General features: G+C 58.0%; 25 protein-coding genes. 17 read left to right on the top strand and 8 right to left on the bottom strand.

The features are described from left to right. Positions 1–111 precede the first annotated feature (111 nt). The 3 genes from J0X12_RS08380 to J0X12_RS08370 form a co-directional block, all read right to left on the bottom strand. Positions 112–1,485, bottom strand: coding sequence for a TRAP transporter large permease (locus tag J0X12_RS08380; RefSeq protein WP_207044162.1), 1,374 nt, complete (start codon positions 1,483–1,485; stop codon positions 112–114). Between the two features lie 3 nt (positions 1,486–1,488). Further along, positions 1,489–2,169, bottom strand: coding sequence for a TRAP transporter small permease (locus tag J0X12_RS08375; protein ID WP_207044160.1), 681 nt, complete (start codon positions 2,167–2,169; stop codon positions 1,489–1,491). A gap of 72 nt (positions 2,170–2,241) precedes the next feature. Continuing rightward, entirely contained in the window at positions 2,242–3,246 is a 1,005-nt protein-coding gene (locus J0X12_RS08370) for a TRAP transporter substrate-binding protein (RefSeq protein ID WP_207044157.1), read from the bottom strand. Positions 3,247–3,437: 191 nt separating this feature from the next. Between J0X12_RS08370 and J0X12_RS08365 the strand changes: the two genes are divergently transcribed. From J0X12_RS08365 to chrA, 4 genes are all read left to right on the top strand, one after another. Beyond that, a complete protein-coding gene (locus J0X12_RS08365; RefSeq protein ID WP_207044155.1) occupies positions 3,438–3,914 on the top strand; it encodes a GNAT family N-acetyltransferase in 477 nt (158 codons plus the stop codon). An 83-nt stretch (positions 3,915–3,997) separates the two neighbouring features. Beyond that, positions 3,998–5,143 carry an acyl-CoA dehydrogenase family protein gene (locus tag J0X12_RS08360; RefSeq protein ID WP_207044153.1) on the top strand — a complete coding sequence of 382 codons (1,146 nt, stop codon included), beginning with the start codon at positions 3,998–4,000 and terminating at the stop codon, positions 5,141–5,143. Positions 5,144–5,171: 28 nt separating this feature from the next. Continuing rightward, positions 5,172–5,630, top strand: a complete 459-nt coding sequence (locus J0X12_RS08355) for an SRPBCC family protein (RefSeq protein ID WP_207044151.1) — start codon at positions 5,172–5,174, stop codon at positions 5,628–5,630. 80 nt (positions 5,631–5,710) lie between these two features. Continuing rightward, complete coding sequence (gene chrA / locus J0X12_RS08350; RefSeq protein ID WP_207044148.1) at positions 5,711–7,012, top strand: chromate efflux transporter; 1,302 nt, start codon at positions 5,711–5,713, stop codon at positions 7,010–7,012. On the opposite strand, the gene J0X12_RS08345 is transcribed toward chrA, so the two are convergent. Further along, entirely contained in the window at positions 7,009–7,893 is an 885-nt protein-coding gene (locus J0X12_RS08345; protein ID WP_207044145.1) for an ABC transporter substrate-binding protein, read from the bottom strand. The two genes, chrA and J0X12_RS08345, sit on opposite strands and share 4 nt — an antisense overlap. 68 nt (positions 7,894–7,961) lie before the next feature. Then, the gene (locus tag J0X12_RS08340; protein WP_207044143.1) at positions 7,962–8,333 is read right to left on the bottom strand and encodes a winged helix-turn-helix transcriptional regulator; all 372 of its coding nucleotides are present in this window, start codon (positions 8,331–8,333) and stop codon (positions 7,962–7,964) included. Between the two features lie 127 nt (positions 8,334–8,460). On the opposite strand from J0X12_RS08340, the gene J0X12_RS08335 reads away from it, so the two are divergent. From J0X12_RS08335 to J0X12_RS08315, 5 genes are all read left to right on the top strand, one after another. Next, entirely contained in the window at positions 8,461–9,048 is a 588-nt protein-coding gene (locus J0X12_RS08335) for a flavodoxin family protein (RefSeq protein ID WP_207044141.1), read from the top strand. 127 nt (positions 9,049–9,175) lie between these two features. Continuing rightward, entirely contained in the window at positions 9,176–9,907 is a 732-nt protein-coding gene (locus J0X12_RS08330) for an NYN domain-containing protein (protein WP_207044140.1), read from the top strand. A gap of 112 nt (positions 9,908–10,019) precedes the next feature. Further along, positions 10,020–10,346: an ArsR/SmtB family transcription factor gene (locus J0X12_RS08325; RefSeq protein WP_207044138.1), complete on the top strand. Its 327-nt coding sequence runs from the start codon at positions 10,020–10,022 to the stop codon at positions 10,344–10,346. Continuing rightward, entirely contained in the window at positions 10,343–10,774 is a 432-nt protein-coding gene (locus tag J0X12_RS08320; protein ID WP_207044136.1) for an SRPBCC family protein, read from the top strand. The genes J0X12_RS08325 and J0X12_RS08320 overlap by 4 nt, the downstream gene beginning before the upstream one ends. A gap of 25 nt (positions 10,775–10,799) precedes the next feature. Next, a complete protein-coding gene (locus tag J0X12_RS08315; protein ID WP_207044134.1) occupies positions 10,800–11,111 on the top strand; it encodes a YciI family protein in 312 nt (103 codons plus the stop codon). Between the two features lie 67 nt (positions 11,112–11,178). Here the strand turns inward: J0X12_RS08315 and J0X12_RS08310 are convergent, their stop codons facing one another. From J0X12_RS08310 to J0X12_RS08300, 3 genes are all read right to left on the bottom strand, one after another. Continuing rightward, on the bottom strand, positions 11,179–12,048 hold the full coding sequence (locus J0X12_RS08310) for a DMT family transporter (RefSeq protein WP_207044132.1): 870 nt from the start codon (positions 12,046–12,048) through the stop codon (positions 11,179–11,181). Positions 12,049–12,142: 94 nt separating this feature from the next. Continuing rightward, positions 12,143–12,475, bottom strand: coding sequence for a YegP family protein (locus J0X12_RS08305; protein ID WP_207044129.1), 333 nt, complete (start codon positions 12,473–12,475; stop codon positions 12,143–12,145). Between the two features lie 95 nt (positions 12,476–12,570). Further along, positions 12,571–13,035: an MAPEG family protein gene (locus J0X12_RS08300; protein ID WP_207044128.1), complete on the bottom strand. Its 465-nt coding sequence runs from the start codon at positions 13,033–13,035 to the stop codon at positions 12,571–12,573. Positions 13,036–13,182: 147 nt separating this feature from the next. On the opposite strand from J0X12_RS08300, the gene J0X12_RS08295 reads away from it, so the two are divergent. The 8 genes from J0X12_RS08295 (at position 13,183) to J0X12_RS08260 (ending at position 20,511) form a co-directional block, all read left to right on the top strand. Then, the gene (locus tag J0X12_RS08295) at positions 13,183–14,685 is read left to right on the top strand and encodes a flavin-containing monooxygenase (protein WP_207044126.1); all 1,503 of its coding nucleotides are present in this window, start codon (positions 13,183–13,185) and stop codon (positions 14,683–14,685) included. A 117-nt stretch (positions 14,686–14,802) separates the two neighbouring features. Then, positions 14,803–14,982, top strand: coding sequence for a hypothetical protein (locus J0X12_RS08290; protein ID WP_161316547.1), 180 nt, complete (start codon positions 14,803–14,805; stop codon positions 14,980–14,982). A gap of 232 nt (positions 14,983–15,214) precedes the next feature. Further along, positions 15,215–15,772, top strand: a complete 558-nt coding sequence (locus tag J0X12_RS08285) for a helix-hairpin-helix domain-containing protein (RefSeq protein ID WP_207044124.1) — start codon at positions 15,215–15,217, stop codon at positions 15,770–15,772. A 101-nt stretch (positions 15,773–15,873) separates the two neighbouring features. Next, complete coding sequence (locus J0X12_RS08280; protein WP_207044122.1) at positions 15,874–16,302, top strand: GFA family protein; 429 nt, start codon at positions 15,874–15,876, stop codon at positions 16,300–16,302. Positions 16,303–16,365: 63 nt separating this feature from the next. After that, positions 16,366–17,256: an amidohydrolase family protein gene (locus tag J0X12_RS08275; protein ID WP_207044120.1), complete on the top strand. Its 891-nt coding sequence runs from the start codon at positions 16,366–16,368 to the stop codon at positions 17,254–17,256. Between the two features lie 119 nt (positions 17,257–17,375). Then, entirely contained in the window at positions 17,376–17,735 is a 360-nt protein-coding gene (locus J0X12_RS08270; protein ID WP_207044118.1) for a group I truncated hemoglobin, read from the top strand. Positions 17,736–17,782: 47 nt separating this feature from the next. Beyond that, positions 17,783–19,066 (top strand): adenylate/guanylate cyclase domain-containing protein, encoded by a 1,284-nt coding sequence (locus J0X12_RS08265; protein ID WP_207044116.1) that lies wholly within the window; start codon positions 17,783–17,785, stop codon positions 19,064–19,066. Between the two features lie 221 nt (positions 19,067–19,287). Continuing rightward, positions 19,288–20,511, top strand: coding sequence for a multidrug effflux MFS transporter (locus J0X12_RS08260; protein WP_207044113.1), 1,224 nt, complete (start codon positions 19,288–19,290; stop codon positions 20,509–20,511). The last annotated feature ends 74 nt before the right edge of the window (positions 20,512–20,585 follow it).

Genomic DNA, 20,585 nt, shown 5'->3' with positions numbered 1-20,585 from the left:
GCCGTAACCCCCTATATTTGGTATGATTTAGGAGTTATCCACAAGATAGAGAATCGCCCGGACTCCGGAAAAGGGCCACAGCGTGCCTCACGAGAGGTGATCGCGCTGCCGTTATCTGATCACGAGCTCCGGCCCCATAAAGGTCGTCGGCAGCCAGGTCGAGAGGAACGGGATATAGGTCACCATGATCAGGAAGACGAACAGGATTCCGAGCCACGGCAGCGCGGCTTTCACCACACGCATGATCGGCATCCCCGCAATGCCCGAGGTGACGAAGAGGTTCAGCCCCACCGGGGGCGTGATCATCCCGATCTCCATATTCACCACCATGATGATGCCGAGATGGATGGGATCAATCCCGAGCTCGATGGCGATCGGGAAGACCAGTGGCGCGACAATCACGATGAGGCCTGACGGCTCCATAAACTGCCCGCCGATCAGCAGGATGATATTGACGATAATCAGGAATACCCACCAGTTGAAGCCCGCATCGAGCATCGCGCCGGCGATCTGCTGGGGGATCTGCTCGTCGGTCAGCACATGTTTCAGGATCAGCGCGTTGGCGATGATGAACATCAGGGTGACGGTCAGCTTGCCCGCCTCGAACAGGGTGTCGCGGGTGTCCTTGTGAAAGAACACGGTGATCAGGGCCTGGGGATTCCGCCAGAGGGGGATCGAGTCCTGCCCCTCCCGATGCAGCGGGCCCATGTCGCAATAAATGAAATTGGCAATCAGGAAGGCATAGACGGACGCCACCGCGGCTGCTTCCGTCGGGGTGAAGACCCCGCCATAGATACCGCCGAGAATGATCACGATCAGGAACAGGCCCCAGCCGGCGTCGCGCGCGGAGGACAGTACCTCGCCCCAGCCCAGCCAGTCGCCTTTCGGCAGGCCCTTGTATTTCGCCGCAATATAAATGCCGACCATCAGCATCAAACCGGCTAGCAGCCCCGGGATCACGCCCGCCAGGAACATCCGCCCGACCGACACATCCGTTGCCGCCGCATAGACCACCATCACGATAGACGGCGGGATCAGGATTCCGAGAGTCCCCGCGTTACAGATGATCCCGGCGGCGAAATCCTTCTTGTAGCCGACCTGGGTCATCCCGGCGATCACGATGGAGCCGATGGCAACCACGGTTGCGGGGCTCGAGCCCGAGAGCGCGGCGAACATCATGCAGGCGAACACCCCGGCAATGGCGAGGCCGCCGCTGAAATGCCCGACAATCGCGATCGAGAAACGGATGATGCGCTTGGCCACCCCGCCCGTCGACATGAAACTCGAGGCCAGAATGAAGAACGGGATGGCCAGCAGCGTATAATGCCCGGCCATGGCCTCGTAAAGCGTCTGCGCGACGGAGGCGAGCGAACTGTCCGACGCGGACAGCAGGAACACAATCGAGCTCAACCCCAGCGCAATGGCAATGGGAACCCCCAGCACCAGAAGGCCGATGATAATGGCAAACAGCAGGACAATTTCCATCGACTATTCCTCCCGCTCGGCTTTGGCGGCGGCTTCCTCAACCGCTTCTTCGGCTTCATGGCTGACAATGACCAGCGACTGCTTGCCCGTATAGACGGCCCAGCCGGCCTGCAAGAAGCGGAACAGTAACAGCGCCATGCCGACGGGCAGCATGACATAGGGGATCAGGCGGGGGATTTTCTCATACCTTTCCCCATCATTGAACCAGTGGCTCATAAACTGGAACATATCCGGCATGAAGACGTCGTTCGTCTCATACCAGCCCTTGGCAAGGAATTTTTCCTGGAATCCGGTCGGGAACCAGCGCCCGGTCGTCGCCGGGAGATTGGCGAAATTCGCCCAGAAATCCCAGCCGCCCTTAAGCAGCAGGAAAGCGTAGATCAGGCATAGCGTCACGGCAATCAGGGTGCAGGCTTTTCGGACCGGCGGCGAGAGGAGGCTGACGATCGCATCGACGCCGAGATGCGCCGTGACCTTGACGCAATAGCTGACGCCAAGCAGCACCAGCCAGGCGAACAGGATCGACGTGACTTCCAGGCCCCAGAGGATATTGGAGTTGAAAACGTAGCGGGCAACCACATTGGCGAAGGTGACCAGGGTCATCAGTCCCAGAATGATCGCGAGTAAAGTCTCTTCAAGGCGATCGATGAAAGTGCGCGTCCGGCGCGGCGTGTGTCCCGACATGACCCCTCCCCTGTCAGCTACGCGATAAGTGGCTGGCGCGGCTCCCTTATCCGCGCCAGCGGATTACCAACCTTAGTTGGTCATATTGAACTTCTGTGCCTCGGCAATGTTGTCGGCGCCAACATCGGCCTCGAACTTGCTCCAGACCGGCTTCATCGCATCAACCCATTCCTGCCGCTGTTCCGGCGTCAGGGTACGGACAACACCACCGGCGGCAATGATCGCCTGCTTGGCTTCGTCATTGACCTTGGTGGATTCCGCATTCCGGGTTTCTGTCACTTCCTTGATGATCGTATCAAGCTGTGTACGAATGTCATCAGGAAGACCGTCCCAGAATTCCGTCGAGGTGACGAGAAGATAGTCGATCACGCCGTGGTTCGTTTCGGTCGTGCCATCCTGAACTTCAAAGAATTTCTGGCCATAGATATTCGACCAGGTGTTTTCCTGTCCGTTCACGGTGCCCTGCTGAAGCGCGCCATAGACTTCGGAGAAGGCCATCTTCTGGGGGTTTGCCCCGAGAGCGTCCATCTGCGCGACCAGCACGTCAGAGGATTGTACGCGGAACTTCAGCCCTTCGGCATCCTTCGGCGAGATCAGCGGCTTGTTGGCCGAGAACTGCTTCATGCCATTATGCCAAAACGCCAGGCCGAGCAGGCCGCGCTTGGTCATGCTTTCCTTCATCGCCTGACCGGTGTCAGAGTTCTGGAAGGCATCCACCGCGTTGATGTCCTTGAACATGAACGGCAGGTCGAAGATACGGAACTGCTTGGTGAACTGCTCGAACTTGGAGAGTGACGGCGCGGCGAGCTGGACATCGCCGTTCAGCAACGCTTCCAGGACCTTGTCGTCATTATAGAGGGTCGAGTTCGGATACACTTCCATGCAGGCCTTGCCCTGCATCTCGTCATTCACCCGCTGCTGCAAGAGGCTGGCGGCAATCCCCTTCGGATGCTTGTCCGTATTCGTCACATGGGCGAATTTAATAACAATCTCACCTGAGTCACATGCAGCATTAGCCACGGAACCCGATGCCACCAAAATAGCGGTCGCAGCCGCGACCATTAATGCTTTACGCATAATATTTTATTCCTCCCGAATATATAAATGTCTGTGTACTTTTCTGCGCTTTAACAGCGTCTTGAAGGCTATTATAGTCCTTCTCTAACATTTTCCATGTATTTTTATTCTTTGCAACAGATTACTGAGCGGCCCAAATTCAGATTGCAGTGCAGCAAGTTCGGACATTGGCAGTCCATCGGGATGGCAGGATGACAGGAATTACCATTCGCACAGGCACAGCGGCTGATTTCAAGAGCACCGCACGCCTCTATTTCGACAGTGTCCGCGACGGCACAGCCCCGCATTACAATGAAGAGCAACGCAAAGCCTGGGCCCCTGATGTACCGGAGGCGGAAGAATGGCGTAAATGGCTCTCCGGCATGACCACATGGGTCGCCGAGACGGAGGAACGTCTGATCGGGTTTATGAGCCTGTCGCCAAACGGTCATCTGGAGCTCGCCTTCGTTCATCCGGACTGGATCGGCAAGGGCATCGCCGCGCGTCTCTATAAGAGGCTTGAGGCCCATGCCCGCGCCACCGGGATGACCTCCCTCGACAGTGACGCGAGCCTCCTCGCCCGCCCGTTCTTCGAGCGGCAAGGCTGGCATGTCGTCAAAGAGCAGCAACCCGTACGACATGGCGTATCCTTAACGAACTTTCGTATGGCAAAAAAGCTCGTGAATTAACCATAATCTGGTAATTCACACTTTTCGGACCTGCTTTTCTTCACTATAGTGCGGAAAATTAATAATAAGAACCGGGAGTTATCATGGAATTGCCGTTCAGCCAGGCCGAAAAGGATATGCTTGCTCGTGCGGTTGAGTTCGCCCGAAGTGAAGTCGCGCCAAATGCGCAAAAATGGGAGGATGAGCGCCGCCAGCCGCTCGAGACATTGCAGGCGGCATCCCTTGCCGGATTGGCCGGGCTTGAAGTGCCCGAACATCTTGGCGGGTTCGGCGGACGCTTTCGACTGAAGGCCCGGATCGCTGAGGAAATTGCGCGCGACTGCTACGCCTTTTCCTTTTCCCTGATCAACCATATGGGGCTGGCCGGGAAAATCGCCCGCGATGCACCTGAAGAAATCGCGAAGAAATATCTCCCTGAAATGCTGGCCGGGGAGGCTATCGGCTGCACTGCGCTGACAGAGCCTGCTGCGGGCAGCGATTTTGCCGCGATTACCACCCATGCCAAAAAGGTTGATGGCGGCTGGATTATTAACGGGGAGAAAGCCTGGATCACCAATGCGGCCCATGCGGACCTGATGTTTCTCTATGCGCAGACGGACCCGGCGTCGGGCTGGCGCGGCGTGGCCGGCTTCCTCATCGATGCGCGCGAGGACGGCGTGTCCCGCGTGCCGCCGTTTGAGATTATGGGCGGCCATGCCATCGGCACCGGCGGCTTTGTCCTGACGGATCATTTCGTGCCCGATATCCGCATGATGAGTGCACCGGGAGACGGCTTCAAAGCGGCGATGGCCGGGGTTAATGCCGCCCGGACCTACGTCGCCACCATGTGCTGCGGCATGACCGAGGCGGCGATTGATCTCGCGGTCAGCTATGCGAGCGAGCGGGCTGCCTTCGGCGGACATATCGCCGACCTCCAGGGGCTGCGGTGGCGGCTTGCCGATGCCCAGACGGAGGTGGAGGCCGCACGCCTGCTCGCCTATCGCGCCGTTCTTGCGGTTGAAAACGGGACAGAGGCGGAAATTCCCGCTGCCCATGCGAAAAAATATGCCGCCCGTATGGCGGATGAGCAGCTTTCGCGCTGTATGCAAATGATGGGCGCGGCGGGCCTCAAACGCGCCTATCCCCTCGGTCGGCAGATTGCCTGCGCGCGCATCGCCAACTATGTCGATGGCACGACCGAAATCCAGAATGAACGCATCGCCCGTGCGCTTTTTAATAAGAAAAAATAATAAGAAAAAAGTAGAAGAGGAATTCCCAATGGTCGAAACACACTCCTTCAAGCGCAGCCACAATATTATGATTGACGCCCCGGCGGAGGCCGTTCTCGACTATGTCTGCAACCCCAACAGCTGGCCCGAATGGATTGCGGCGTCGCACAAGATTGACAGCCCGGACCGTCCCTTGCGCAAGGGCGACACCTTTGTCGAGGAATGGCACACCCGGAGCGCCCGGGCACAGCTGAAATGGGAGGTGACCGAGTGTGAACCGCCGTATCTCTGGGTCGGGGAAACCCAGACAGACTTTATCGGGACAATCATCGTCCGCTATGACGTCAAGGAAATGGGCGATCAGGTCCGCTTCACACGCACCATGATCAACCCGGCCCGGCCGAAACCGCCAACCCAGGACCAGATCAACCGGCTGAACAAGGAAGCCGATATCGCGCTTGCCAATATCAAGAAGAATGTCGAGGCCCGCATCGCGAAAGCGTCATAATATTCCAGTTGACAGCAGCCCCGCCTATTGCGTCTATCATCCTTTCTTTAGGAATGACGTGACAGTCGGGGCTTTCATTGATGAGCAATCACAGTGCGGAACGGGAGAACCTCCCTAACAATCCCGATTTAGGTGAAACCTTCGCCGCCTTCGGGCGCATCGGCCTCCTGTCGTTCGGCGGACCGGCGGCGCAGATTGCCCTGATGCACCGGGTGCTGGTTGAGGAAAAAGAGTGGCTGAGCGAGAAACAGTTCCTCAACGCGCTCAGCTTCTGCATGTTGCTGCCGGGGCCGGAGGCGATGCAGCTCGCGACCTATGCCGGATGGCGCCTTCACGGGATCCTCGGCGGGCTGATCGCGGGTTTGCTTTTCGTCCTGCCGGGGGCAGTCGTCATCCTCGTCCTTGGCAGTATCTACGCCTTCTATGGATCGGTCCCACTGGTCAGCAGCCTCTTCCTCGGGATCAAGGCGGCGGTGGTCATCATCGTGATCGAGGCATTGCTGAAGGTCGCAAAAAGGGCGTTGAAAGGCAGGACACCCTGGGTCATCGGGGCGCTCGCCTTTATCGGGATATTTTTCCTTGAACTGCCGTTTCCGCTGATTGTCCTGCTTGCCGCGCTTTACGGCTTTTTCCGGAAAGGCGACACGCAGCCTCGAGAAGCAATGCCCCTGCCCGCCGGCCGGTCCCTGTTAAAAACCTCTCTCTGGATCGGATTCTGGCTGGTTGTCTGGTGGTTGCCGGTGTTGCTGATCGGCGCTTTTTCGAGTATGCCGATCCTGACCGAGATCGCGCTGTTCTTCTCCAAGCTCGCGGTGGTGACCTTCGGCGGTGCCTATGCGGTGCTCGCCTATATGGCGCAGGATGTGGTCAACCAGTTCGGCTGGCTGAGTGCGGGCGAGATGATGGACGGCCTCGGCCTTGCGGAAACGACCCCCGGCCCGCTGATCCTGGTGACGGAATTCGTCGGCTTCCTCGCGGCCTTTTATGAGGGCGGATTTCTGCTGGGGCTCGCGGGTGCGGCGCTCACCCTCTGGGTAACCTTTGTCCCCTGCTTCCTCTGGATCTTTACCGGCGCGCCCTACATCGACTGGATCTCTCATCAGCCACGGCTGGAGCGCGCGCTGAACGGTATTACGGCCGCGGTCGTGGGTGTGATCCTCAACCTCTCCATCTGGTTCGCGCTGCATATCTTCTTCAGCGAGGTGACGAAAGAGGAACTCGGCCCGGTCACGCTCTGGCAGCCGACCCTTGAGACATTCGACGGGAAGGTGCAAATCCTCGCTGTCGTTGCCGCAGCATTGCTGCTTTATCGCAAATGGTCGATCACCCCGGTCCTGCTGGTCTGCGCGGCAGGTGGCCTGTTCCTTGATTATATGCTCTAGGCCGGCGGCAAGCTGCAGATCCGGCCATAAGGGTAGCGTTCCTTCAGCAGGCCGCTGTAGGCAAAGATATCCATCGTCGCCTCATAGGCGCTCTCGGTGATTTCCACATGCGGCGACCAGCAGCCGAGCTTCTGGTATGTCTCGATGCAGGTGGCAAGGGCCACCTCGTCAATATCGGGGAAATAGGATTTTTCAGCCCGCGCAACTTCGACGGCGGGAGTCTCGTTGAGATAGGCCCGCGCCTTGCGATAGGCGCGCATGAAGGCCCGCGCCATATCCGTTTCCAGCCAGACCTTCCGCGCCGCCAGACTGGAAAAGCCGCAGGTGCCGATCTGCTTGCCGACCTGGGCGACGATATGGCCGACGCCATCCACCACAAGCTGCTGCGGGAACGGTCCCTGCTGCTGCACATACTGGCCCTGCCCTTCCCGGAAGGCCTTGTCCATCGCCGCCGCACCGCCAACATTGATCGCCTTGATCTTGTCGAAATCGATCCCGGCCTTGTGACAGGCGTATTTGAACATCACCAGCGGCTGGCCGCCGCCGAACAGGACAACCTCCGCCCCTTCCAGCTTCTTCCAGGAAAAATCGGAATCGGGCTCGCGCGCCGTCAGGAAAAAGCCGTCCATCTCGTTGATCTGCGCAAAATGGGTGGTGGTCATGGTCTCGCCGCGCGCAAGGGCACCGAACCCCTGGCTGAGGGCCGACTGCACCACATGCGCGCTACCGTCCTCGAGCGCCGCGATGGCCGAGACGCCGGGCGCCGAGACGGACCAGTTCGGGGCTAGGCCCTCTTCTTTCAGGAAACCGCCGGACATCACGGAGATGAGCGGCGAATAAAAGGCGGAAAAGAGTGAAAACTGGATATTGATCTGGTCCATGAAGCTGTTCCCTGTTCATTTTCCGTGCCCTTGCAGCACGGCTATTTTTGAGCAGGCTAACACGCGTCTCACTCGGCGGCAATTATCTCCGTCACCGGTATCAATCGCTTTTTCCGGTCTTCCGCATCCCAGCGCAACGCTACCTCGTTCAGCCCCTGCAACACCTCATGCAGTTCCGCCCCGCGGTCGGTCAGGGAGTAATATACCGTCGGCGGTACGGTCGGCTGGTAATCGCGATGGACAAGGCCTGACGCCTCCAGCTTGCGCAGGCGATCGGTCAGCACCTTGGCCGAGATATCCGGGATAAGCGCCGACAGCTGGCCGAAGCGCAAACTCTCCTCATTCGAGAGAAGCCACAGAATATAGGGCGTCCAGGGCCCCATGATCTGCCCGAGAATACTCTCCATCGGGCATTGGTTGGACTCATGCTTCGGTGCCATGTGCAGTTTCTCCAATTTTTTTCAATGGTTACCAAAAGGTAACTACTTGCAAAAAGAAAGTAAAGCCTTTACGTGCCAGTCATCGCAATATTTCTTACTCGAACTAACTACTCTACAGGAGTTTATAATGACCAAAATCGCAATCGTGTATTTCAGTGGCTACGGCCACACCGCCAAGCAGGCCGACGCCGTGAAGGAAGGCGCTGCCCGTGTCAACAGCGCCACCGTTACGGCCATCCAGATCCCGGAAAATGGCGAGATCGCCGCGGACGTCTGGGACACCCTCGCCGAGGCGGACGCCATCATCTATGGCAGCCCCACATATATGGGCGGGCCGGCGTGGCAGTTCAAGAAATTCGCCGACGAGAGCTCCAAACCCTGGTTTAGTTCCGTCTGGAAGGACAAGATCGCCGGTGGATTCACCAACTCCGCCACCGTGAATGGCGACAAGGGCGCAACGATCAACTACTTCTTCACCCTGTCGCAGCAGCATGGCCAGATCTGGGTCGGCACCGGCCTGATGCCCGCCAACCAGAAACAGCACGGCCCGGACGACGTGAACTGGACCGGCGGCTTTGCCGGGGCACTGGCCATCTCGCCCTCCGACGTGGGCCCGGAAGAAGGCCCCCGCTCCGGTGATCTAGAAACCGCCCGTCTTTATGGCGAGCGGATCGCCCAATATGCGGTCAAGACCAGGCAGGCCCTCGCCGCCTGATTTTCCGCTCCTGAATAATGGTCGCCGGTTCATGCCGGCGGCCGTTTTTTAACCAAATGCGGTTGTATATTTTCCGCACATGGGACATTGTCGGGGAAGAATTTTCCCATTCATGTAAAAAGGTTTGATGATGTCCGAAACCCGCTCCCCCCGCCTTGCTGTCCTGATCGATGCGGATAACGCCTCGTCCAAGATCGCCGATGGCTTATTTGAGGAAATCGCCAAGATTGGGGAAGCCAGCGTGCGGCGGATTTATGGGGACTTTTCACATCCGCGCTCGAAAAGCTGGGCCGAGATCCTGTCCAAGCATGCCATCATGCCGCATCAGCAGTTCGCCTATACAACGGGCAAGAACGCCTCCGACATTGCGCTGGTGATCGATGCCATGGACTTGCTGCACAGCGGCCGCTTCGACGGTTTCTGCCTGGTCTCCTCGGACAGCGACTTCACCGCCCTCGCCGCCCGCATCCGCGAACAGGGAACCGACGTCTATGGCTTCGGCGAACAGAAAACACCGGAAAGCTTCCGTCAGGCCTGCCGCCGCTTCATCTATACGGAAAACCTGCGCGGCGTCACTGAGGAGAGCCAGAAAGGCGGCGGCACCCCAAAGAAACCGCGGGAGCAGCTCTCGAAGGCCACCCAGCAGATCAAGAAGGCCATTGCCGAACTCGATAGCGATGACGGCTGGTTCGCCCTCGGCCATGTGGGCAACCAGCTCCTCAACCTCAACTCCGACTTCGACCCGCGCAACTACGGCGTCCCGAAACTGAGCGACCTCGTGCGCAAGACCAACGCCTTCGATATCGAGCAGCCGAAAGGCGGCTCCATGCGCATCCGACTGAAATCAAACGGGAAATAAGCTCCGCTCCGCCTGCCGGACGACACGGCTGTTACGGATCAAAAGATTTCCGTTGACTCTTTTTATTTTTCTAATATGTTAATTAACATAATAGTTAAACAAAAGAGCATCCATGTCCAACTTATCGAGTACATTTGCCGCGCTGGGCGACGCCACGCGCTTCGCCATTGTCGAGAAACTCCTGCAGGAGGGAGAGCTTCCCGCCGGGGAGCTTCGAACCGTCGGGCAGATTTCCGCCCCCGCCATCTCGCGGCACCTGAAAGTTCTGCGCAAGGCGGGCGTTGTCGAACAGCGCATCGATGCCCAGCGCCGGCTTTATTCCGTTCGTCCGGAAGCCGTGCAGGCCATCGGGTCCTGGTCGATGAGTTACCGCGAATTCTGGCAGAAGAGCCTCGACCGGCTTGAAATGGCCCTTAATCAGGAAATGAGGAAGAAATGAGCATCTTAAAAATGGAACGGACCTTTTCCGCAGATCCCGCAACCGTCTTCTCCTTCCTTACCCAGCCGCAGAACATTCTGAAATGGTGGGGACCGGAAGGGATGACCGTGCCGGAGCATGATCTCGATTTCTCGAAACCCGGCAAATGGATGTCGGTGATGGTCAATGCGGAGGGCGGCCGTTACAAGGTCACCGGCGAGGTGATCAAGGTCGACCCGCCCCGCTCCGTCGAACTTACCTGGGGCTGGCATGACGAGAATGATGCACGCGGCCATGAAAGCCATGTGCGGCTGGAAGTTGAACCGAGCGGCAACGGCGGCGCGGTGTTCCGCCTGACCCATTCCGACCTGCCCGATGACGAAAGCGCTGCCAACCATGAACAGGGCTGGACATCGGCATTGAAGAAACTGGAACGACTCTTGAACTAACTTTAATCAACAGAAGGAGGAGAAAATGCCAAAATTCGTATTTGCCTATCACGGCGGCGGAAAGCCCGAGACCGAGGAAGAAGGCGCAAAGGCCATGGCCGCCTGGGGTGCCTGGATGGAGAAGCATGGCAAGGATCTCGTTGATCCGGGCAATCCGGTCGGCATGTCCAGGACCGTGACCGCAAAGGGTGTGGAGAATAACGGCGGCAGCAATCCCCTGTCCGGCTACAGCCTTGTCAAGGCATCCGATATGGACGCGGCCGTCGCGATCGCGAAAGGCTGCCCGATCCTCCATCATGGCGGCACCGTCGAGGTCGTCGAGGCCTTAGATATGTAATGATGCCGTTGTGGCGACCTAAAAAAGGCCGGAGGGAGAGATTTCCGTCCGGCCTTTCTTTGTGCGTTTAGTTCCGGTTTATTTTCAACAGCACAACCCCGAACAGGGTCATGAAGGTGGCGGCGAATTTAATCAGGCTTAGCCGTTCCTTCAGGAAGAAGACCCCGAACAGCAGGGCGAAGATGATGCTGGTTTCCCGGACCGCGGCGACGAGGGCAATCGGTGCCACCGTCATCGCCCAGATCACCGACCAGTAGGCGGCCAGGCTCATCAAGCCCATCAAAGTGGCGGTTTTCCAGACCCGGCCAATCTGCGGCAGGGCCTGCGATTTCCGTGTCAACAAGACATAGGCGATAAAGGGAATCCCCTCCAGCCCCATCATCCAGGCGGTGTAGCTATGGGCGTTGCCGGCAAGGCGCGCGCCGATCCCGTCGGTCAGGGTGTAGGCAGCGATGAAAATGCCGGTCCCAAGGGCGAAGAAGACGGCCCAGGGGTTCCACAGGTTCTGCGCCCCGCGGGTCAATGACAGGCTCATGATCCCGAAGGCCATGATCATCACCGCGATCATCGCCTGCGAGCTGAGCACCTCCCCGATCACGAACACCGAGACCAGCGCGACCATCAAGGGCGCCGAGCCCCGCGCGAGCGGATAGACATGGCTCAAATCCCCGAATTTATAGGCCATCAGCAGAAACAGCGGATACCCGGTATGCAGAAGGACCGACGTCGCGATATAGGGCCAGCTTTCCGGCGCGGGCAGCGGCAGGAAGATGGCAGAGGCAAAGGCGACCACCGCGCTTGCCGCCATCATCACCGCCATGAACAGGAAGCGATCACCGTTCATCTTGACAAAGGCGTTCCACGACGCATGTAGCACCGCCGCCATCAACACGATCAAGAACACCGGCAATTCCATCTCACTCGCTCCCGTACTCATCTCTTCTACCGCCAGTGCCGACGGCGGTTGTTTGCCCAAAAAGAGAGGCCGGGGAGATCACTCTCCCGGCCCCCGCAACCAATAACCTTGTCGCTTAGGTCTGGTCGTCGGTCTTGGCGCCAACTGCGGCCCGGCCGACAGCACCGGTCCCGGCCTTTGCGCCGCTTTCATCGGCATAGCCCTGACTGGAAAGAATAACCTGGCCATTGGATGCCTTCAGGTTGAAGTACCATTTACCGTTCTTGCCTTCCTTGAAATCATAGCGTCCTTCGTCCCCGGCATTTTTCATGACGGAAGCGATCCCGTTTTCGGCACTTGCTTTCGCCTTATACCCTTCGGACGTACCGACAACTTCGCCGTTGCCCGCCTTCAGGCGGAAGCGGAATTCCCCCGCCTTGTCTTTGTAAAGCTCGAACTTACCTGCCATTTATCTTCTCCCCGTAAATAATCTTCGGAGTTTCGGTAAGATTATACTGCCCTAATTCATGCAATCTTCGCAATGACAACTTGATGAAACTTGTCTTAGAAGATCATCACCACCAGCACATGGACCGCCATATAGATCACGATCACGCTGCCAACGGTGTAGAAGGTCGCGCGCATCTCATGGCTCTGCTTGGTGCCATAGGCGATGGCGTGCAGCAACCGTGCAATGACGAAACCATAAAACAGGACCTGCGCCCAGATCAGGTTCGGGTCCACCGCGACAAACAGCAGACCGGCAATCAGGAACGCCGGTATATTCTCAAGGTCATTGCGGTGCATCCGCCGCGACCGGTCCACATAGTCATTGACCTCCAGTTGCTCGGGTCGCGGGTTCTTGTTGAACGCGCCGACCTGCAGATCTTCCGGGCTGACAAGGCCGGAGTCACTTTTCGACATTCTGTAAACGGTCATCCATCCCTGCCCCATGATCTTGAGGACCATGAGAGACGCCGCGATGGCATAAGCTACAAAAACAGGATTTGCGAGATTAAAACTGTTCATGACCCCTTCTCCCCATGCGAGTAAAATACCCGCTCTATAATCCCACATAAGAGCCCTCACGCGCAATTGTCTATTGCGGCGCAGGTTGAGTTCGCTATTCTATTAGCTAATAACAAACAACGCCGAAGGCGATCAGGAGGAGTGACCATGGATGTTGCGGTCGAGAGCGCCCAGGAAACAGAGGGCAAAGTCCTTTATTTTGATGTACTGATTGTCGGCGCCGGCATTTCCGGCATCGACGCGGCCTACCATCTTCAGAAATTCTGCCCGAACAAGAGCTTCGCCATGCTGGAGACGCAGAACACGTTCGGCGGCACCTGGGCAACCCATAAATATCCGGGTATCCGCTCCGACAGCGATCTCTTCACCTTTGGTTTTAAATGGAAGCCATGGAAGGATGATCCCATCGCAAGGGCGGACAAGATTCTCCGCTATCTCGATGAAAGCCTCGATGAAAACGACCTCCGCCGCCATATCCGCTTTTCCCATGAGGTGAAGACCGCCGTCTGGTCAAGCGAGGAAAGGCGCTGGACGCTGGAGGTGCTGGATAAGGAAAGTGGCAATCTGCGGCGGTACGCCTGCAACTTCCTCTGGATGTGCCAGGGTTATTACCGCCACAGCGAAGGCTATATGCCTGACTATCCGGGCATGAAGAACTTCATCGGCGACATCATCCATCCGCAGACCTGGCCGGAGAATCTCGACTACAAGGGCAAGAAGGTGATCGTTATCGGCTCCGGCGCGACGGCGGCCACCCTGATCCCGGCTATGGCGGAAGAGGCCGGGCATATCACCATGCTGCAACGCTCCCCCACTTATTTTTCCGCCCGCGCCAACCGCGACGAACTGGCGGAGACTCTGCGCGAACTGGACGTGCCGGACGAATGGATTCATGAGATTGCGCGGCGCAAGGTCCTTTTCGATCAGAAGGAAATCACCCGCCGTTCGTTTGAGGAGCCGGAAAAACTCCGCGAGGAACTGATCAAGGGCGCGAAGATGTATCTCGGCGACAGCGTACCGGTCGATCCGCATTTCACCCCGACCTACCGCCCGTGGCGGCAGCGGCTCGCCTTCGTGCCAGACGGGGACCTGTTCCAGGCGATCCGCGACGGCAAGGCGTCGGTCGTCACCGACCAGATCGATCATTTCACGGAAAACGGCATCCTGCTCAAGTCCGGCAAGGAGCTGACGGCAGACATCATCATTTCCGCCACCGGCTTTAACATGAGCGCCCTCGGCGATATCGCCTTCACCATCGACGGCAAGCCACTTAACTTCGGGGACTGCTGGTCGCACCGGGCGATCATGTTCTCGGGCATCCCGAACATGGCGTGGGTCTTCGGCTACCTCCGGACAAGCTGGACCATGCGCTCTGATATGGTGGCGGAGTTCGTCTGTCGCCTGATGAAACATATGGCGCAGAAAGGTGCCCGGATGGTGGTGCCGGAACTCCGCGACGAAGACAAGAACATGCCGGAAAAACCCTTCGTGGATCCGGAGAATTTCAACGCCGGATACCTTACCCGCGCCCTCAAGATCATGCCCAAGCAGGGCGACAAGGATCCCTGGGTGCATACGCAGGATTACTATGTCGACAAGGAAACATTGGCCAATGCCGACCTTGACGACGGAACATTGATCTACAAGTAACCGGCCCGTCCCAGACGCTGGAACCCTTGACCGGTGTCATAAAACTGTCATATAAAATGTATATACATACGATATGCGTTCGATATACTTATCGCCATGTAAGGAGCAAATGTACCGATGGCAGCAGACAAAAAGCCGAAGAAAAAGGAACGGAAGGACAGCCAGTTGATCATTCGCATCAAGGGCAAGGAACGGGACCAGTTTGTCGAACTCTGTGACGAACTGGATACCAGCGCCGCCCGCGAGGTCCGGCGGTTTATCCGTGACTTTCTGAAGCAACACGCCACGTCGGACTGATCGCCCTGCATGTTCCAGTCAATAACCAAGGATAAACGTATCATGGCGAAGAAAGCGAAAATCAAGGACCTGAAGAAAGAAGTCAAAAGCCGCAAGGCGAAGATTGCCAAACAGGAAAGCAAGCTAAAGAAGGCGAAAAAAGCCCTCAAGAAAGCTGCCTGACGCCGTTTGAACCCACATAAAGGCCGGCCGTCGCGCCGGCCTTTTTATCCGCTCGAAAAGGATAACAAATATGCTGACAGTATTTGACGTTAAAGGTGTCGGCCCGACAACGGGCACGGGCCTCTCCGATAAAGGAATTACCACCGCCGAGCAGCTGGCCAAGGCCGAGGTGGCCGATCTCCTCTCCGTCCCGGGCATCGGCGAAGCGCGGGCGAAGGTATTGATCAACGCGGCGAAAGCCTCCCTTGCACCCGCGCCCGTCTCAAACATCGCGGCGGCGCAGGTAAAGGCACCAGTCCCGAAAACCGCCGCCCCGAAACCGGCCGCCCCTGTCACCGTGATCAAGGGCGCTTCTGCGAACACGGACACGGCCGCGAAACCCGCCGAGGCAAAAGCGAAAAAGGCGGAAAAGACCGAGAAAGCGGACACGGCCGACAAGCCAAAGAAGGCCAAGAAGAAAGACAAGAAAAAGGACAAGAAGAAGGACGCCAAGCCCGCCAAGGCGAAAAAGAGCGAAAAGTCCGGCAAAGCCGACAAGCCGAAGAAGGACAAGAAAGCTAAGAAAGACGCAAAGTCTAAGAAAGACGGCAAATCCAGGAAGAAAGACAAGAGCAGTAAAAAGAAATAGCAGCGGCCCTGCCCTAAAGTAGCCGAACAATGGAGATTGTTATTTCACTGCAGGAGGTATAAATTAGGACATTCTAATTATTTAAATTGGAGGGTACTTTGATGGAAAGATCCTATACCGGAACATGTTTCTGCGGCTCTGTCGAAGTGAAAGTGACAGGCGTGCCGGAAGGAATGGGCTATTGTCACTGCAGCTCCTGCCGCTCCTGGTCGGCGGGCCCCGTTAATGCCTTCACCCTCTGGAAGCCCAAGGCCGTCAAGGTCACCAAGGGCGCGGATCACCTTGGCACCTACACCAAGAACCCGAGCAGCGAGCGACAGTTCTGCAAGCTCTGCGGGGGCCATGTGATGACCAATCATCCGGGAATGGGGCTGGTCGATGTCTATGCGGCAACCATTCCAGACCTGAAATTCGAGCCCGGCGTTCATGTGAATTACGCGGAATCAGTGCTGCATATGAAGGACGGCCTGCCAAAACTCAGGGATTTTCCGGCCGAACTTGGCGGCACCGGCGACATGGTCGCAGAGTAACGGAGGATAGCTGCAAAAATATGGTATGCTGCTCGCTGTGGATTTCCCCTTACCGGAGGTAGCATGACCCTTTTCCGACCCGTCCTTCTTCTCGCAGCCCTGCTCACATTCACATCGTCACTCGCCGGGGCGGATGGCGATCATGCGCCGATTGGCGCGGCGATCAAGGATGTCCCGCTGTTTGATGCGCATATCCATTACAAGGAGCCCGCCTGGGGACCCTACCCCGTGAAAAGCGTGATCGAGCTGATGGACCGGAACGGTGTCGCCATGGGTCTTGTCTCCTCCACCCCCGATGACGGGACGATCATGCTGTGGGAATATGCGCCGAACCGCATCGTGCCCGAGCTGCGCCCCTATCATGGCAGCGCCGGCTCCGGCAACTGGACGAAGGCGCCCGGGATGGAAGAGTATCTCGAAGAACGGCTCGCGAAATATCCGCATGAGGGTCTCGGCGAGTTTCATATCCATAACCTCGACCCGACCGACCGGCCGCTGCTTCAAAAAGTGACCCAGATGGCGAAGACCCGCTCCATTCCGATCCACGTCCATTCCGGCGCCGATCCGGTGCATCTGCTGTATGAACTTGAGCCCTCCCTCACCATCATCTGGGCCCATGCGGGAATGAGCGAACCGGCGGAGGTGGTCGAGACAATGCTGGAGACCTATCCGACGCTCTATGCCGACACGTCTTTCCGGGAACACCATATCCTCGCCGCCAGTGACCAGCTCGACCCACACTGGCGCCGCATCCTCACCCGCTTTGCCGACCGGCTGATGGTCGGCACCGATACCTGGGTCAACGCCCAGTGGGACAATTATTCCGACCTGATCGCGCTCAACCGGCAATGGCTCAGCCTGCTGCCGCGCGAGACCGCCGAGCAGATCGCCTACAAGACAGCAGAAAAGCTTTTCAACCGCAAAGTTTCCATGGAGCAGATTGGCACGAAATAACAGACCACGCATAAAACGATTACCTAATCTTCCGGCAAAATTCCGTTACCGAACTGGGCGGGCCTTGCGATCCTGCAACAGCCTTTCCCAGTCACCTTCATGAAATGAGGAGTTGGACCATGGGCGCATCACTATACGAACGGCTGGGCGGCACAGAGAAAATCGAGAAAATCGTGGATATGCTGGTCGACAACCATATCAATAACCCGGAAATCGCGAAGCGGTTTGCCAACACCGATGTAGCGAAGGCGAAACGGTCTGCGGCTGATTTCTTTATCATGGGAACCGGCGGGCCCAACAACTATACCGGCCCGGACATGGTCTCTGTCCATAAAGGCATGAATATCAGCAACGCCGAGTTTATGGCTGTCCTCGATGATGCCCTCGACGCGCTCGAGAAAAACAATGTTGGCCAGCGGGAAAAGGAAGAGGTACTGTTCATCCTGTACAGCATGAAGAACGACGTCACCAAGCAGTAGACGCCGCCGTCCGAATACCCGGCCCTTCAAAAGCAAGAGGCTCTGATTTGACCTATCCCGTCCCGGAGAACGAAGTCGAACGTAACGAGGCCCTGCGCTCCTATCGCATCATGGATACGCCCGTGGAGGCTGCCTTCGAGGATATCTGCCAACTCGCCGCGCAGATTTGCGATTGCCCCGTCGCCTATGTCAGCTTCATCGAGGACGACCGCTTCTGGTTCAAGTCGAAATACGGGCTGCCCGCCGATTTTGAAGGCTGCCCGCGGGAAATTGCCTTCTGCTCGGTCACGGTCTGCGGTTCCGAGCTCGTCCTTGTCCCGGACCTCAAGCAGGACGACTACTACAAGGATTTCCCCTTCGTCGTCGGCGACCCCTTCCTCGGCTTTTACTGCGCCATGCCGCTGGTGACGCCGGACGGCTTTGCCATCGGCACCATCTGCGTCATGGATTTCAAGCCGCGCGAGCTGACCTTCGAATGTCAGGAGGCGATCCGCCGCCTCGCACACCAGACGGTGGCCCAGCTGGAATACCGCCGCCGGATCATCGAGCTGGACGAGACCATGCGGGCGCTGGACGTTGCTCATGTGGCGCTGGAGAAGGAAAAGGCACGGGCCGATAGCCTACTGACGACGATCCTGCCGGAATCCATCGCCCAAGAACTTCTGGAATCCGACAAGGTGGCCCCGCGGTTTTTCAACGATTCCACGGTCCTGTTCGCCGATGTTGTCGGATTTACCAGCCTGACGGAAAAGGCGGAACCGGCCACGCTGATCGGGATGCTCAACTCCTATTTCGCCGCCTTCGACGACATCATGGAGCAGTTCAACCTTGAGAAAATCAAGACCATCGGTGATGCCTATATGGCGGCGGCCGGGGTCCCGGCGAGCGACCGGCTCCATACGGTCAAGGCCTGCCTTGCCGCGCTGGCCATGCAGAATGCAGCGGCCAAAAAGAAGGCGGAGCGGCAGAAGCTGAGGCTACCCTATTTTGAGTTCCGCATCGGCATCCACAGCGGGCCGGTCATTGCCGGGCTGGTCGGGCGGAAACGTTTCACCTATGACATCTGGGGCGATGCGGTCAACGTGGCGGCGCGGCTGGAAGCGCATGGAGAGGCCGGGAAGATCAATGTTTCGGCGCGGGTCTACCACCAGACCGCACCCTATTTTGACTTCACGGGCCGCGGATCGGTCGAGATCAAGAACAAGGCGCCGATAGAAATGTATTATCTCGACCGGCTCCAGGAAATCTACTCGGAGGATGCGGAGGGCCGCATCGCCAACGAGAAGTTCCTGAGAATGAACGATCCGGCACAGAGTCTGTTCGGCAGATGATGTCTCGCCGGGGTCCAGCTGCGGCCAAGTCTCGCAAAATCCCGATTGCACACGTAATACGGCAAATGCTTGACGCTACCGGGTTAGGGTCATAACCTGTCCCATATGGAACAAATAATTCATATCAGGACGCCGGTATTTGTTGTGGGAAGCGCGCGCATGGACCGATAGTCGACACCAGACCGCCCTCCATGCGCCCCCGGTAATTCGGGGGCTTTTTTATGCAGAATAATAACGAGAACAACATGCCTCTTGCCGCTACCGCCCCGCCCCGGATGATCACACTGGTTGTTTTTACGGCCTTGTCGACCCTGTCGCTGAACATGTTCGTGCCGTCCCTTGCCAACATGGCACGGGATTTCGAGGCGGAATATGCGCTGCTCACCCTCGCGGTCGCCGGCTATCTCGGGATCACTGCCGTACTGATGCTGATCATCGGCCCGTTATCGGACCGCTACGGCCGACGTCCGGTCATGCTTGTCGCGCTCATCATTTTTGTTATCGCGTCCTTTGTCTGCACGCTTGCCACGAATGTCTGGGTTTTTCTTGCTTTCAGGGTTCTGCAGGGGACGATCATTGCCGGATGGGCCATTGCGCTCGCGGTCATCCGCGACACCTTCCAGCAAAAGGAAGCGGCCCGGCGCATCAGCCTCATCACCATGGCGATGTCGATTGCCCCGCTGCTCGGCCCGATGCTGGGCGGTGTGCTGGACGAGTTGTTCGGCTGGCGCGCGAATTTTGTCACCTATACCCTGTTCGGTGTGCTGGCGCTGTTGCTCTGCTGGTTCGACCTGGGAGAAACCAACCTGTCCCGCAGCGTGAATTTCCGGCAGCAGTTCAAAAGCTACCCGCTGCTGCTGAAATCCGCCCGCTATTGGGGTTTCGCCATTTGCATGGCCTTTTCCAACAGCGGCTTCTACGTCTTTATCGCCGGCGTGCCCCTGATTGCGGTGGTCATGCTCGGCCTGTCGCCGGCGCTCCTTGGGGTCTATATGGGGACAATCACCATCGGCTTTACCTGCAGCACCTTTCTCTCGAGCCGTCTCGCCCATCGCGTCCCGCTGACCAGCCTGATTCTCGCCGGGCGTTTTATCGCGGTGATCGGCGCGCTCAGCTCCCTGCTCTTTTTCCTAGCCGGCATGGGCAATGCCCTGACCTTGTTCGGGCCGCTGATACTGATCGGCGCCGGGAACGGCCTGACCGTGCCAAACGCCAATGCCGGTGCCATGTCGATCCGGCCGGAGCTCGCCGGGTCCGCCGTCGGGCTCATCGGCGCGCTGGCCGTCGGCAGCGGCGGCGCGCTGACCGCCCTTACCGGCACCCTGGTGAGCGAGACATCCGGGGCCGTCCCGATGCTCACCCTGCTGCTGGTGATCACCCTGATCTCTCTCGTTGCCGGTATTCACCTGAAATGGCTTACCCTCCGGGGCGGGCATGACGACTGACCATTCGCCCGCCCATGCGGGAGGATTGCCCCGGACGCAGGGGCAAGGCATAGTCATATCAACATAACCCAAGG

Source organism: Sneathiella sedimenti (genome assembly GCF_017313765.1).
In the GTDB taxonomy this organism is placed as follows: Bacteria; Pseudomonadota; Alphaproteobacteria; order Sneathiellales; family Sneathiellaceae; genus Sneathiella; species Sneathiella sedimenti.
This window is presented reverse-complemented; position numbering and strand designations above follow the sequence as displayed.

Bases quoted from the DNA above. Each gene is read 5' to 3' on its own strand.
- J0X12_RS08340 (WP_207044143.1), bottom strand. From the start codon at position 8,333: ATGGCACCGAAGCATGAGTCCAACCAATGCCCGATGGAGAGTATTCTC.
- J0X12_RS08320 (WP_207044136.1), top strand. From the start codon at position 10,343: ATGAGCATCTTAAAAATGGAACGGACCTTTTCCGCAGATCCCGCAACC.
- J0X12_RS08300 (WP_207044128.1), bottom strand. From the start codon at position 13,035: ATGAACAGTTTTAATCTCGCAAATCCTGTTTTTGTAGCTTATGCCATC.
- J0X12_RS08295 (WP_207044126.1), top strand. From the start codon at position 13,183: ATGGATGTTGCGGTCGAGAGCGCCCAGGAAACAGAGGGCAAAGTCCTT.
- J0X12_RS08325 (WP_207044138.1), top strand. From the start codon at position 10,020: ATGTCCAACTTATCGAGTACATTTGCCGCGCTGGGCGACGCCACGCGC.
- J0X12_RS08285 (WP_207044124.1), top strand. From the start codon at position 15,215: ATGCTGACAGTATTTGACGTTAAAGGTGTCGGCCCGACAACGGGCACG.
- J0X12_RS08310 (WP_207044132.1), bottom strand. From the start codon at position 12,048: ATGAGTACGGGAGCGAGTGAGATGGAATTGCCGGTGTTCTTGATCGTG.
- J0X12_RS08360 (WP_207044153.1), top strand. From the start codon at position 3,998: ATGGAATTGCCGTTCAGCCAGGCCGAAAAGGATATGCTTGCTCGTGCG.
- J0X12_RS08260 (WP_207044113.1), top strand. From the start codon at position 19,288: ATGCAGAATAATAACGAGAACAACATGCCTCTTGCCGCTACCGCCCCG.
- J0X12_RS08275 (WP_207044120.1), top strand. From the start codon at position 16,366: ATGACCCTTTTCCGACCCGTCCTTCTTCTCGCAGCCCTGCTCACATTC.
- J0X12_RS08330 (WP_207044140.1), top strand. From the start codon at position 9,176: ATGATGTCCGAAACCCGCTCCCCCCGCCTTGCTGTCCTGATCGATGCG.
- J0X12_RS08315 (WP_207044134.1), top strand. From the start codon at position 10,800: ATGCCAAAATTCGTATTTGCCTATCACGGCGGCGGAAAGCCCGAGACC.
- J0X12_RS08290 (WP_161316547.1), top strand. From the start codon at position 14,803: ATGGCAGCAGACAAAAAGCCGAAGAAAAAGGAACGGAAGGACAGCCAG.
- J0X12_RS08370 (WP_207044157.1), bottom strand. From the start codon at position 3,246: ATGCGTAAAGCATTAATGGTCGCGGCTGCGACCGCTATTTTGGTGGCA.
- J0X12_RS08355 (WP_207044151.1), top strand. From the start codon at position 5,172: ATGGTCGAAACACACTCCTTCAAGCGCAGCCACAATATTATGATTGAC.
- J0X12_RS08365 (WP_207044155.1), top strand. From the start codon at position 3,438: ATGACAGGAATTACCATTCGCACAGGCACAGCGGCTGATTTCAAGAGC.
- J0X12_RS08270 (WP_207044118.1), top strand. From the start codon at position 17,376: ATGGGCGCATCACTATACGAACGGCTGGGCGGCACAGAGAAAATCGAG.
- J0X12_RS08305 (WP_207044129.1), bottom strand. From the start codon at position 12,475: ATGGCAGGTAAGTTCGAGCTTTACAAAGACAAGGCGGGGGAATTCCGC.
- J0X12_RS08375 (WP_207044160.1), bottom strand. From the start codon at position 2,169: ATGTCGGGACACACGCCGCGCCGGACGCGCACTTTCATCGATCGCCTT.
- J0X12_RS08345 (WP_207044145.1), bottom strand. From the start codon at position 7,893: ATGGACCAGATCAATATCCAGTTTTCACTCTTTTCCGCCTTTTATTCG.
- J0X12_RS08335 (WP_207044141.1), top strand. From the start codon at position 8,461: ATGACCAAAATCGCAATCGTGTATTTCAGTGGCTACGGCCACACCGCC.
- J0X12_RS08280 (WP_207044122.1), top strand. From the start codon at position 15,874: ATGGAAAGATCCTATACCGGAACATGTTTCTGCGGCTCTGTCGAAGTG.
- J0X12_RS08380 (WP_207044162.1), bottom strand. From the start codon at position 1,485: ATGGAAATTGTCCTGCTGTTTGCCATTATCATCGGCCTTCTGGTGCTG.
- chrA (WP_207044148.1), top strand. From the start codon at position 5,711: ATGAGCAATCACAGTGCGGAACGGGAGAACCTCCCTAACAATCCCGAT.